Genomic DNA, 13,822 nt, shown 5'->3' with positions numbered 1-13,822 from the left:
AGGAACCGTCTTATTTAGTATAAATAAATTATAGGAAGAAATGATGGAATTTGTGGTACAATATGAGGATTGAGAACTAAAGGAGTATAGATGGACAAAGAAGAATTAGAAAACAACAACCTATTTACACAATTAACTGCAGCTGAAATTTGGGAGAAGCTTAACGGTAAGGAAATGAACTGCAAGAAGCACATTGTAGAATATATTGATATAGTAAGGCTGCTAAAAAAGGAAAATTTAACCCAGGAGCAGCTTAAAGATACGTATAATTATATTTATGAACATATAGAGGGATTAAAGGATTGTATAAAACCAAATACAATGATGTTTTTAAAGAATAGTCTAAAAGCACAACTTGGAAAATATGTCAAAGAAAAGGATCCAAAGCAAATCAATGACTTTATTGAATTCTTTAAGGCGGCATACCCTGAAAATCATAGAAGAAATGATTATACACGGGTTTTAATGGATATCAATAAAATATCAGAGGACCAGATATGGACAACTTTAGTCTATATTAACAGAGAGTGTTTAAATAATAATCTTAGTCTGAATTCTAATCAGAAAAAAGATATAGTAGAAATAATTGAAATAGCAGTTAGTAAGAACAATATTAAGTTTATAAATAAGATTAGAAGCCTTAGAAAATTAACGGATGAACTAAATATTTATATTGTAAGCGTTGGCGATGTGCTTAAGGTAAAATATAAATAGTATGAAACAAAGTTGTCTTACAGACAAATACTTGATATAATTCAATATACAAAAAAGTCGACCAATTGGAGTATATGACAAAGTGGCGACGCAAAAGCTAAAAAAAGATAGGATGATACAATGAGAAATATAATAGAAGTACGGAATTTTGTAAAGAAATACAATAAATTTACAGCAGTTGACAATGTTTCATTTGAAGTAGAAGAAGGAAGCATTTTTGCGTTTTTAGGGCCAAATGGAGCGGGTAAAAGCACAACCATCAATACATTGTGCACCATATTCGATAAGACCTCAGGAACCTTAATGATTGACGGAAAAGACGTTTCCCATGAAAAGGATGCCGTTAGAAGTGTTATTGGAGTTGTTTTTCAGGAACCGACACTTGATAATAAAATGACCGTTGTAGAAAATTTAATTATGCATTGTCATTTTTATGGTATCCCAAAAAGTGAAGCAGGAGAGCGTATCCAATTTGTTTTAAATTTAGTAGATTTACTGGATTGGAAAAAAGCAATGGTAAGCAGTTTGTCAGGCGGGATGAAACGTCGCGTGGAAATTGCCAGATCTCTACTGCACTACCCAAAAGTTTTGTTCTTAGATGAGCCAACCACTGGTCTTGACCCTCAAACAAGGGCACATATGTGGGATTATATTGTGAAGTTGCAAAAGGAAAAGAATATTACTATTTTCCTAACAACACATTACATGGATGAAGCCGAAATTTGCAGCAAAGTTGCTATTATGGATGCGGGTAAAATTGTTGCGATGGATACTCCGTATCGTTTGAAACAACAATATACAAAGGATAAAGCAAATATTTCAACCAGTGACGAGCAAGGTCTAGAGACGCTACTGGATAAGGCAGGATTCATTTACAAGAAAAAAACCGGTTATTATTCGATTGAAGTTGATAATTTACCAAAATTGATGCAGATATTAAGTGAGCAGAAATCTGCGATTACCAATTTGGAAGTTAAAAAAGGAACATTGAATGATGTATTCTTAGAAATTACCGGAAAAGACATAAGGAAGTGATAGATTTATGAATATTATAATAGCGTTATGGTTTAGAAATATTAAAATTTTCGCACGTAATCGTGTTCAACTTGTTTTTACGATTATTATGCCGTTCTTCTTTTTATATGTGTTTAGTGCTATATTTAAAAATGACAATATTACCAATCCGGTAAACTATATGCTTGCAGGTATTGTGATCACAACGGTCTTCCAAACCTCACTTACCATTGCGACTAGTACGATTGAAGATATTGTTTCGGGATTTATGAAGGAAGTGTTGGTTAGTCCCGTGAAACGAATCCAGATTGCTGCAGGTCAGCTATTATCAGCAGCAACAATCGCAACCTTACAAGGCATCATTATTTTAATCATTGGTTATTTTATAGGTCTTAGATTTACATCTTTGATTACACCATTTGCGGTAATCGGAGTGATGATTGTTGTTGGACTCGTATTTTCGGGGTTAGGATTGTTTTTAGCGGCTCTGGTTAAGAATTCACAAACATTTCAGATTGTCATTACGGCTATATCAATGCCATTGACATTTCTTTGTGGGGCATATATTCCGCTTTCATTGTTGCCAAAATCATTGCAATATGTTGCTTATTTTAATCCAATGACCTATACAACAGCATTTTTTAGAACCATCATACTAGAAAAGACGTCTTTAACAACTGAGCAGTTGATTGCAGAACAGCTTGCTTTTAAAATAGGAAATTTTGTAATTACGCCACCAATCAGTATGGCGATTGTAATGGTTTTTGGTCTTGTATTTTTACTATTATCAACTTTTGTCTTTTCTAAAGTGGATTTTTCTAAAATTAATCGCTCAAAAAGTAAAGAAGCTGATATATGGAGTTAGTAATAGCGTTGTATTTTATGCATTGAATAGTTTTGCTAATTAAAAAAGTCTGTTGCCAGACTTTTTTGTTTTATACGAATTCAGTAGCAAAAAAATATTGGTGTAGGTATGATGAAGATCATTCTTCGATTTCATCACAATATATTGTGGCAATCCTAGAGTGTTCTTTCGTGGGTCTACTGTCATACCAACGAATTCCCATCATGCCCAAGACGCCTATCATTACAATTACAGAAACGAATGGCCATACAGCTTCCACGCTTGTCGCATCCATATAGATTCCGATACAATAGGTACCTAACATAGAACCGATTGCCCAGCTTAAGCTTGTAACTGCACTAATTCTAGCTCTAAAATTTTGAGGGGTGTTGTTGGATATATATACACCAAAGTTAGTGACAACCAAAATTTCACCAATTGTCCAAATAAATGTAGATATCCAAAAGAGTGGCAAGATTCGAGAAAAGCTGATCATACCAAATCCAATGAAGTAAGCAATGCCTCCTAGTACAACTCCCGTAATCGGGCGCCATTTATGTGTGAAATGTGCAATAATCATAGTAAAAGCTAACACTGTGATGGCATTGATGGTCATCAAGGTTCCGAAAAAAGTAGGCCCGCTATCACCAAAAACATGATTCATCATTATGGGTAAGGAAAATAAGAGTTGAGTATAAGTGGCACTATAAAAAGTATTAAACACTAAAAATAATACTACTTGAGGTCTTCTTGCTAAAACCGAGATAATAGTTCCAGATTCAACCTCTTCTAATGGTGCATTTTCAATCACCCGATCTAGATCAGATTCAGTAGCTAAATGACTAGGTAATGTCTCTTTTATGTAGAAGCCGACCAAAGTAACGGCTATAACTGTCGTAATCGCATCCCCAATAAAAATCATATATAAGTATTCATTAAATAAGAAGCCAGCAACTAGTGGACCAAGTGCAACGCCAATATTGATACCTAAATAAGTCAATGAAAAACCCAGTTTTCTTTGATCAGGTTCCAAAACATCAGTCATAATGGCTGTCATAATTGGCCTGACACCTCCATTGAAAAATGCAGAAATGGCTAGTAGAAGAATAATAACCCAAGGACTCCTTGTGAACGTACATAGAAATATAGCAACACCTGCTAATCCTTGAAAAATCATATGTGTTTTTTTGCGGCCATAATGATCGGCTATCTTTCCGCCTGCAAATGCTCCTGGTATAGAGGCTAGAATGGTCAACATAACCGCGGCACCAGCTGATTTATTACTCATACCTAAATGCCTTGTTAAAAACAAGGTAAGAAAGGGCATGACAAAATCCCCAAATCGATTAATAACTTGTGCAATAAATAATACATAAACAGTTTTTGGTAAACCTGAGTAATTCTTGAAAAAATTCATTTTTAAAAGCCCCTATCCTTATATTCATTCTTTTATCTCATTATATCCTAAAATCAATTCGTTGTCCTTACGATAATTTATAGATTGATATTGTGGTCTTTATACCAATACGATAAGTCTATTCTGGAGGTTAGAGAAGTAGAGTAAGAAATATGAATTATTTTGTAAAATTATCTTGTGTAAGTAGGTATTATTTACTAGAATAGAGATAGATATATGAACAGATGGTTAGTTCTAAAAATCAGAACGACTCTTCAATCAAAAATAGTACTATATAAAAAGGTCAGGTGCAAAATCATGCGAGAAACAAGTTCTTATGAACATAAAAGTTCTGCGCCCCAGTATAAGTTTTCAGAGATTTTTGATTTAGATGAAATACAAAAGCTTCAAGATTTATTTTCTGTGGCTACTGGAGTAGCATGTATAATAACAGAACCTGATGGAACGCCGATAACTCAACCAAGTGGCTTTTCAACATTTTGCAGTGATATTGTAAGGAAAACAGACATTGGTTTAAAAAATTGCCTTTTATCCGATTCAATAATAGGAAGTCCTAAATTTGATGGACCACGCATGCAAAAATGTTTGAGTGGAGGGCTCTTAGATGGGGGAGCAAGCATTATCTTTGATGGTAAGCATGTTGCAAATTGGTTAATTGGTCAAGTTCTAGATGAAAAGTTCGAAATCGAAGAGTTGTTACCGTATGCTGACTTGATCGGAGTAGATCGGGACTTGTATCTGAAGGAATTACGCAAGATAAAACGTATGCCAGTTCAGCAGTTTGAAGGTATATGTGATTTTTTGTTTTTTAATGCAAAGAAGTTATCAAAGTATGCAATAAAGAATGTTTTTTTAACAAATGAAATCAATGAAAAAAATATAAACGAGAAGAAAATAAATCGTTTAAATGAAGAATTAGAATTAAATGTACAGCTAAGAACAACGCAGCTAAAAGATACGAATGTACAGTTAGAAGAATCGAATATACAATTAGAAGAAGTGAATGCACAGTTAGAAGAGTCCAATACGCAATTAGAAATTGCCAATGCACGAGCAGAAGAAGCGAACGCAGAATTAGAAGAGATTAACGCAGAGCTTGAAGAAACAAATGCAATACTAGAAAAAGAAATTGCAGAACGTCAAAGAGTTGAAGAAGAGATCAAACAATTAAATAAGGAGTTAGAGAACAAAGTTATCGAAAGAACTTCTCAATTACAGGAAATGAACACTTCACTTGAAGAAGAAATTTCTGAGAGAATTAAGGTTGAAGAGATTCTTACGCAAGAAAAGATCTTTACAGAAGCTTTGTTTGAAGGTATACCAGGTTTTCTTTATGTTTATGATGAAGAAGGAAGACTAATAAGATGGAATAAAAAGCATGAAGAAATGACAGGCTATTCAGCTGAAGAGCTATCAAAAATGACCCTTGCGGATTGGTATGAAGGGGATGATGCCATAAGAATAGCGGCAGGAGTTGCTGAGGTTTTTAAAACGGGCTATGGTGAAGTGGAAGCACACCTAATAATGAAGGGTGGCAAGAAATTACATATAAAAGTTAACGGAGTTCTTTTGATAAATGAGGGAAAAAAATATTTCACAGGCGTCGGAATAGATATTACTAAGGAAAAAAAAGATGAAGAAGAGCTCAGAAAAAGCGAAGAGAAATATAGACTATCTGAAGAAAGTTTAAAGAAAGCTCAGAAAGTAGCGCATATTGGGAATTGGATGTGGGATTTATCGGCTAATAAAATAGTGTTTTCGGAAGGGATGTATAATATCTTTGGCATTAGTAGGGATGGTTTTGTAGGTGAATTGGAAGATTTTATTAAGAAAGCCTTACATCCAGAGGATTTAAATCTTCTCCCACCCATTAATATGATTTCTTTTGTAGAAAAAGAACCCATTTTATATAGAATTATATGGCCAGATGAATCCATTCACTATATTTGGACTAAAGTAGGAGATGTTATTTATGATGAGGAAGATTCCCCTATTTTAATAACGGGTATAGCTCAAGATATCACAGAAAGAAAACGAATAGAAGATGCAAAAGCACAGGCAGAAGCGGCAAGTGAAGCGAAAAGTACGTTTCTTGCGAATATGAGCCACGAAATACGAACACCAATCAATGCGATTATTGGGTTTAGTTATTTAATACAAAAAACACAGCTGACTGATACTCAAAGAGATTATGTGGAAAAGACTATTTTGTCTGCTAAGAATCTCTTAGGTCTTGTCAACAATGTTCTTGATTTTTCCAAGATTGAAGCAAATAAAATTGCACTTGAATACGATGTATTTGATTTGTATGAGGTTTTAAATAATATTTCTCATATTGTAAGTTTTAATTTACAGGAGAAGAAGTTAAAGCTCTTTTATTCTATTGATCCCAGTATTCCTAAATTTTTAAGAGGGGATGCATTTAGACTCAATCAAGTGCTTCTTAATCTTATAAACAATTCAATTAAATTTACTGAGCAAGGTGAAATTGCAATTATTCTTGAAGCGGAAAGTATAAGTGAGAAGCATATACAATTGAAGTTTATAATAGAGGATACAGGAATCGGTATGAGCCAAGAGCAGCAAACAAAGCTTTTTGAATCGTTTTCGCAAGGTGATATGTCAACTACTCGTAAATACGGTGGCACAGGACTTGGGCTATCAATTTCGAAGAGTTTAATAGAACTTATGGGGGGAACCATTCAAGTTAAGAGTGAGTTGGGACAAGGCACCCAGTTTGAGTTTACGGCAGGTTTTGAATGGAGTAATAAATTAAAGGCGGATAAAAATGCTTATTCAAAATTGATGTTTTTAAAGGTACTTCTCATTAGTGATAATAGATTTAAGTCCTCCATTTTGAAAAAGGAACTTGAACAATTTGATGTCACGGTTAAGTTAGTGAAAAGTATAGTTGATGCAATTCAAATATTAAGGGAAGAAGACTTTCATTTAGTACTTATTAGTTGTAAACTTTTAACAGTTGAGGTCAAACAAGTAGCAAAACAAATAAAAACCGCGCTAGGACCATCAACACCACTTATTATGTTAGCAAGTCATTATAGAGGATATGATGATATTGAGTTACTGGAAAATGACAAAGTCATTCATGGCATATTCTATTATCCAATGGGTAAAGCGCAGCTATATAAAAAATTAACACATATTTTTGCCGAAAGCGTAGATAGAGAAGTCAATACTTATGAAGAATTTAGAATGGAAAGCTACAATACGTTAAGCAACGCAAAGATATTACTTGTAGATGACAATGAAATTAATCAAGAATTAGTAACGGCAATTTTAGAAGAGTATAATATTGTCATTCATATTGCAGACAACGGTAGTAAGGCAGTGGATATGATTTTAATTGAAAAGTATGATCTAGTGCTAATGGATTTGCAGATGCCTATTATGGACGGCTATGAAGCATCTAGAAGAATAAGAGCTTTAGATTCCTCAAAAGATCTTCCAATCATAGCAATGTCCGCACATGCAATAAAAGGCATCAAAGAAAAAGTAAGTGAAGCGGGAATGAATGACTACATTACTAAGCCCTTTGAGGTCTCAAAGATGATAGATACATTGAAAAAGTGGATCAAGATTTAAGCTAGGGTGTTAGCCGAAAGGCTATGTAAGGAAAGATTTGATATGTGTGATATAAAAATCCCAGTAAATCATGATGTTCGTAGGAACACTAGTGTTACTGGGATTTTCTATGTTCTGACTATTTTGGGGACTTTACTTTTTTCAATACGGCTGTTTGCGTACCGATAAAGGCACCAAAAACACTTCTAATTATAACCCAATAGTCAATGCCGTCAACATTGATCATAGGTACGGATGATTTTGATACAACAATACATTTTTTTTGATCTATATCCATTTTTTTAATAACTTCTTCAATCAAATCATCAACATTAAAACACTTTTTGTCTAACTCTACAGCAAGATTGCCACGTCCAAAAAACATAAAAACACCTCCCACAGTTATTTTTTTAAACGTAACATAAAATGGCTTAATTGTCAAAGTGCATTCTTAAATAATTTTTGAGTTAACTTGAGATTAATAGACTATTTGACAAGAGATTATGACAATTGTGACCCGTTATGGTATAATAAATTTTGAAATCAGGGTAATACCATCATCTTAATAGTTTAAGAAAGGAATATAAATATGTCTTTATACAAAAAATGGCTAGATTTAGCCCAAGCAGCACGTACAGAAGAAGAGGATAAAAAGTTTTGGGATTCCTATTTTCCAAAAGAACAAAAGAACTATGAGGTTATTCTAGAAAACGTAGAAGAAACAATAGAAGGAACTATACCAGAACTTGCAAAAAGGTTTAATATGGATAAAGTGGTTTTTGTTGGGTTTTTAGATGGAATTAACACAAGCCTCAAAAATGCCTTAGACATTGAGAGCTTAACAGAAAAAAGCATAATTACACTTTCCATTGATTTAGAAAAGCTTTATTTCAATATGTTGTCTGCCAAAGCAGATTGGTTATTTAATTTGCCACAATGGGATCAAATATTTTCAGTAGAAAAAAGAAAAGAAATTAAGAAAGAATATAATGAATCACGTATAGTTAAAAATGATAATAAGATAAGCAGAAATGATCCATGTCCTTGTGGAAGTGGAAAGAAGTATAAAAAATGTTGTATCGATAAATAAATCAACAAAAATTGACTTTGCAATAAAATATAACGTCCTTCATCGGGGCGTTATATTTTAGTTATATACATTTGCATAACAAAACATAGGTGGTTTACTTATTTAATAATTTATCTAAATACACAGATTTCATTTGCTGACTTGCCATTATTTTTTGGACTGGAGAAAGCTTTAATATGGCTGCTAAAATGGCGGCCATTGCTCTGTGACTAAAAAGGGCCTTGTTATCAAAGATTAGCTCTTGGAGCATCCCTTTTTCAATCGCTTGAACAACAATTCTATGAACAGAATTAGCGGGCGTAATGATCTTTTTTTCTCTTGTTTCTAAAAACATGGCTTTTTTCGGACAAGATCTTACACAGAGACCACAACCTAGGCAAATATCATTATTGATTAGGGGCTTATCACCACTATCATTTTGGGAAATGGCTTCAATAGGACATATCCTTTCACACTTTCCACAGTTGATACATGCTTCCGCAATGATTTTTGGCAAATAGTTTGTTGTTTCTACAGGGTGAAGATTACCGAATTTTTTTGCAGCTATCAAGGCTTCACAACAGCAACCACAGCAATTGCATATAAAAGCAACATGATTTCTAGAATTTTCTCCACATTGAACTAAATTACTTTCATAAGCCTTATGAAGAAGTTCAAGGCATTCTGAAGCTTCAACCTTTTTGGCATAACTATGACGAATTAACGAGTCAGCAGTTCCATTGAAAGTCATACAAATATCCATGGGTGCATCACAATTTTCACCCAAATGAGCTGCTTTGTGTCTGCAATAACACATGCTAATACCAATATGTGAAGCGGTTGCAATAACATGAGAGGCTTTTTCAAAATCAAGAATTTGAACCGTCTGTTCAGTTGAAAGGACACTTTCATTGACAAACGCACGGCCTAGTTTTGTCTCTGTTCCAAAAAACAAATCCTTTACGAAGTCTTCTTCAACGTTAAGATATTGATAAAATAACTCAGACAATAGCTTTTGATCTATGTCATTACGCACTCTCATTAATGAAAATTCTAAAAATCCAGCCATTGGAGGTGGCAAGAGATATTTTTTATCTCCATCTACTTCCATATCTAATAAAATACAACGGCCAGCTAATTTATCAAGAATAATAAGAGCTTCTCCATAGGGGACATTCCATATCTGAGAGGCTTTTTTGATTGTAAAAGGTTTGATGGGCAATTGAGCTACTAAACTGGCTTCTTTTTCTGAAAATAATAATCCAAGAATTTGATAGAGCGTTTGAGATGGTGGCGCTCCAAGAGGCAAACGGTTAATTCGCTCTTCTAGGGATTTATAGGCAGATTTTGCAACAATATGTGACATATGTATGCCTCCTTTAGTACGATTAGTCCTATCATAGCATAGATTTATGAGAAAAAGAAAGATTAAATCAATAGATGATTGTGCAGGAATTCAACTAGTAAGATGAAATAGACACAAAGAGTTGGTTCGGTATATGGAGTAAATAACTTGTGTTTGTTATTTTTTCGAGTATTTGGTAAGTATTTGCAAGTTAAAATTATTGAACCATTCAAATGATTTAGCAAGGTAAAGTACGTGATTGACAAATTAATACAATATCATTATTATTATTAATTAGAAGAGAATTGTCTTAAGTGTGTTATTAATTAGCCATTGCTAACGAATAATAATAGGGCACATTTTTTTTATAGAGTAGGAAAGTTGAGCCATATTATATTTCCTACTCTACGAGAAACGCATGCTAAGAACCTGTTTCTTGCAGACTTTTCTTGTATAAAGTGGTACAGTAGTGTTTGCAATCTGGAGGGAAAAAGGATTACTACTACAAAACAAAACAACTAATTCTAGGAGGAAAGAACATGAAAAAGATTTTATCATTATTAATGTTGGCAGTGATGCTATTAAGCGTTGCTTGTGCAGGTACTAAGACAGAAGATGGTACAACTCCTGCTGAGACAGATGCAGCAAAAGAAATTAAAATTGGTGTATTTGAACCAATGACAGGTGCTAACGCAGCTGGTGGAGCAATGGAAGTAGAAGGTATTCAATTAGCTAATGAACTTTATCCTGAAGTAAATGGAATGAAGGTTGTATTAGTACTTGCTGATAACAAATCAGATAAGGTAGAAGCGGCTAACGCTGCATCAATGCTTGTTGATCAAGAAAAAGTTACGGCTATTATTGGTAGCTGGGGCTCTGGATTGTCAATGGCAGCTGGTCCTATTATTCAAGATGCTAAAATTCCTACGGTAGGTGCTTCTTGTACAAATCCTTTAGTAACTCTTGATAATGAATATTATCAACGTGTTTGCTTTATTGATTCATTCCAAGGTACTGTTATGGCTAAGTATGCATTTGAAAACTTGGGAGCAACAAAAGCAGCTATTATTCAAGAAATTTCTAGTGACTATTCTGTAGGCTTAGTTAATTATTTCAATGAATCCTTTATTGGCTTGACTGGCGATAAAGATGCAATTTTAGGTACTGCTAGCTACAACACTGGCGATCAAGATTTTTCTGCACAATTAAGTAATATTAAGAAGTTAAATGCTGATGTTATTTTTGCACCAGGAAACTATACTGAATCAGCGTTACTTATTAAACAAGCAAGAGAATTAGGTATCACAACACCAATCATTGGTGGTGATACATGGGAAGCACCTGAGTTCTTAGAAATTGGTGGAGCAGCAGTTGAAGGCGCAGCTTTCTCAACGTTCTTTACTAGTGATGTACCAATTACAAAAGAATCAGAAACCTTCTTAAAGGCTTATAGAGATAAATATAACAAAGAACCTGCTTCTGTAACAGCACTAGGTTATGATGCATATTTAGTTATTTTAGATGCAATTGAACGTTCTGGTTCTACTGATCCAGTTGAAATTCAAAAGGCGCTTGCACAAACAACAGATTTTGAAGGTGCAGCAGGTATGATTTCCTTAGATGCTAATGGAGATGCAATTAAGAGTGCGGTTATTAAGAAAGTTGAAAATGGCGTATTCAAGTACATGGCTACTATAGATCCAATCAAGTAAATATTTTTAATCAATGCATGGGGTTTTCCCTATGCATTGATTTTTAATCCAGTAGGAAAGTTCTACTTTCCACGAAGCATAGAACAAAGCATTAGATATGCATAAATGTTATGTAATGCGCTGACAAGCGCTTTGTTCTTGATAAGGAAAAAATATGAATTAAGGGAGAAGCTTATGGATACAACATTATTTTTTCAACAATTAGCTAATGCAATTTCCCTTGGAAGCTTATATGCTCTTATAGCAATTGGATATACGATGGTATATGGTATTCTCAGATTGATAAACTTTGCGCATGGTGACATCTTTATGTTTGGAACATATATGGCTTTTTATGCGATGACAAGCTTTCATTTACCTTGGGGTGCAGCTTTTTTGCTTGCCATCATTTTAACGATAGCATTTGGTTTATTGGTTGAAAGAGCAGCATATAAGCCACTTAGAAATTCGCCTCGTATGTCTGTTATGATTTCAGCTATTGGGGCTTCTTTTCTAATTGAGAATTTAGCGATTGTTATTTTTGGAGGGAGACCAAAAACACTCCCTGTACCAGATTTATTTAATACAGTAATTCAGTTGGGAAATGTTTCAGTTGTAAGAATTATCTTTATTACGCCTATTATTACGATGATTGTTTTAGCGCTTTTGCTTTATATAGTTGATAAGACTAAAACAGGCATGGCAATGAGAGCCGTATCAAAGGATTATGAGGCAGCTAGGCTAATGGGTATTGATGTAAATTGGGTAATCACAATTACCTTTGCACTTGGCTCTGGATTAGCAGCTATTGGTGGTATTATGTGGGGACTAAAATATCCAAGCTTACTACCGCTAATGGGAGTTATGCCAGGATTAAAATGCTTTATTGCTGCGGTTATTGGCGGTATTGGGAATATTAAAGGTGCAGTAATAGGTGGATTTTTACTTGGTATCATTGAGATCATGTTGGTTGCAACGTTTCCTTCACTTACAGGTTATAGGGATGCATTTGCATTTGTTCTATTAATTGTTATTTTATTAATAAAACCAACTGGTATTATGGGCAAAAATATTGCGGAGAAGGTGTAACTATGAGAGATAGAAAAAAATTTTTAACAATAATTCTTTTAATTGTTACGATTGCTGCAATTGTAATAGCTAATTTTACTTTAGATCCTTACAAGTTGAAAATATTCTCTTTATGTGGGATTTATGTCATACTTGGATTATCTATGAATTTAATAAATGGATTTACAGGCTTATTTTCATTAGGTCATGCAGGATTTATGGCAGTTGGTGCTTATGTATCTGCATTGCTAACGATGAGTCCAGCATTAAAAGGTGCAGTTTTTTATGCAGAACCTATAAATCCATTTATTAAGATGCTTCATGCACCATTTCCTATTGCGCTCTTAATAGGTGGCATTTGTGCTGGCATAATTGCGTTCTTGATAGGGGCACCTGTCTTACGTCTAAATGATGATTACTTAGCTATAGCTACGCTTGGCTTTAGTGAAATAATTAGAGTCATTATAATGAATGCACAGACTATAACAAATGGTTCTCTTGGACTTACCAAAATCACAAGATACACAAACGTATTTTGGAGCTGGGGGATTGCGATTGCAACAATATTTTTTATGGTATGGCTTATTAAGGGTATGTACGGTAAAGCTTTTAAGGCAATTAGAGAGGATGAAATTGCTGCAGAAGCTATGGGAATTAATTTGTTTAAGCACAAAATTATGTCCTTTGTAATTGGCGCTTTTTTTGCTGGTATTGGTGGAGGTTTATTAGGACATCAAATTGGATCTATAGAGCCAAAAGTATTTACGTTTATTTTAACATTCAATATTGTATTAATCGTTGTTCTTGGTGGCATTGGTAGCATTACTGGTACCATTATCGCTGCAAGTACAGTTACGATTCTAATGGAGGTATTACGGTTTATTGAAAAGCCTATTTCACTTGGAGCAATTCAGATTCCCGGAATACCAGGGATGAGAATGGTTATATTCTCCCTGATGCTAATGGGGGTTATCCTGTTTTATCCAAAAGGATTGATGGGAAGAAATGAATTTAACTGGGATTATTTTATAAAAAAGAAATTTCTTAAGAGCAGAAAGAAATCAGTTTAAAGGATGTG

11 protein-coding genes are annotated in these 13,822 nt (G+C 34.0%); 8 read left to right on the top strand and 3 right to left on the bottom strand.

The window, feature by feature from the left end:
* Positions 1-90 precede the first annotated feature (90 nt).
* The 3 genes from CVU84_06020 (at position 91) to CVU84_06010 (ending at position 2,593) form a co-directional block, all read left to right on the top strand.
* Positions 91-714 (top strand): hypothetical protein, encoded by a 624-nt coding sequence (locus CVU84_06020; GenBank protein PKM95236.1) that lies wholly within the window; start codon positions 91-93, stop codon positions 712-714.
* Between the two features lie 120 nt (positions 715-834).
* Entirely contained in the window at positions 835-1,749 is a 915-nt protein-coding gene (locus CVU84_06015) for an ABC transporter (GenBank protein ID PKM95235.1), read from the top strand.
* A gap of 7 nt (positions 1,750-1,756) precedes the next feature.
* The gene (locus tag CVU84_06010; protein PKM95234.1) at positions 1,757-2,593 is read left to right on the top strand and encodes a transporter; all 837 of its coding nucleotides are present in this window, start codon (positions 1,757-1,759) and stop codon (positions 2,591-2,593) included.
* Between the two features lie 118 nt (positions 2,594-2,711).
* On the opposite strand, the gene CVU84_06005 is transcribed toward CVU84_06010, so the two are convergent.
* Positions 2,712-3,989, bottom strand: a complete 1,278-nt coding sequence (locus tag CVU84_06005; GenBank protein ID PKM95233.1) for an MFS transporter — start codon at positions 3,987-3,989, stop codon at positions 2,712-2,714.
* A 297-nt stretch (positions 3,990-4,286) separates the two neighbouring features.
* On the opposite strand from CVU84_06005, the gene CVU84_06000 reads away from it, so the two are divergent.
* Entirely contained in the window at positions 4,287-7,592 is a 3,306-nt protein-coding gene (locus CVU84_06000; GenBank protein ID PKM95232.1) for a hypothetical protein, read from the top strand.
* Positions 7,593-7,710: 118 nt separating this feature from the next.
* Here the strand turns inward: CVU84_06000 and CVU84_05995 are convergent, their stop codons facing one another.
* Positions 7,711-7,956 (bottom strand): hypothetical protein, encoded by a 246-nt coding sequence (locus CVU84_05995; GenBank protein PKM95231.1) that lies wholly within the window; start codon positions 7,954-7,956, stop codon positions 7,711-7,713.
* Positions 7,957-8,160: 204 nt separating this feature from the next.
* Here CVU84_05995 and CVU84_05990 point away from each other — a divergent pair, with 204 nt between their 5' ends.
* The gene (locus tag CVU84_05990) at positions 8,161-8,661 is read left to right on the top strand and encodes an SEC-C domain-containing protein (GenBank protein ID PKM95230.1); all 501 of its coding nucleotides are present in this window, start codon (positions 8,161-8,163) and stop codon (positions 8,659-8,661) included.
* Between the two features lie 94 nt (positions 8,662-8,755).
* Here the strand turns inward: CVU84_05990 and CVU84_05985 are convergent, their stop codons facing one another.
* Positions 8,756-10,006, bottom strand: coding sequence for a (Fe-S)-binding protein (locus CVU84_05985; GenBank protein ID PKM95229.1), 1,251 nt, complete (start codon positions 10,004-10,006; stop codon positions 8,756-8,758).
* 518 nt (positions 10,007-10,524) lie between these two features.
* On the opposite strand from CVU84_05985, the gene CVU84_05980 reads away from it, so the two are divergent.
* The 3 genes from CVU84_05980 (at position 10,525) to CVU84_05970 (ending at position 13,814) form a co-directional block, all read left to right on the top strand.
* A complete protein-coding gene (locus CVU84_05980) occupies positions 10,525-11,697 on the top strand; it encodes a branched-chain amino acid ABC transporter substrate-binding protein (protein PKM95228.1) in 1,173 nt (390 codons plus the stop codon).
* A 174-nt stretch (positions 11,698-11,871) separates the two neighbouring features.
* Positions 11,872-12,765 (top strand): branched-chain amino acid ABC transporter permease, encoded by an 894-nt coding sequence (locus tag CVU84_05975; GenBank protein PKM95227.1) that lies wholly within the window; start codon positions 11,872-11,874, stop codon positions 12,763-12,765.
* 2 nt (positions 12,766-12,767) lie between these two features.
* A complete protein-coding gene (locus CVU84_05970) occupies positions 12,768-13,814 on the top strand; it encodes a branched-chain amino acid ABC transporter permease (protein PKM95226.1) in 1,047 nt (348 codons plus the stop codon).
* Positions 13,815-13,822 lie beyond the last annotated feature (8 nt).

The organism is Firmicutes bacterium HGW-Firmicutes-1, from assembly GCA_002841625.1.
GTDB lineage: Bacteria > Bacillota > Clostridia > Lachnospirales > Vallitaleaceae > HGW-1.
The sequence above is the reverse complement of the archived record's forward strand: the minus strand, read 5'-3'. Positions and strand labels throughout refer to the sequence as shown.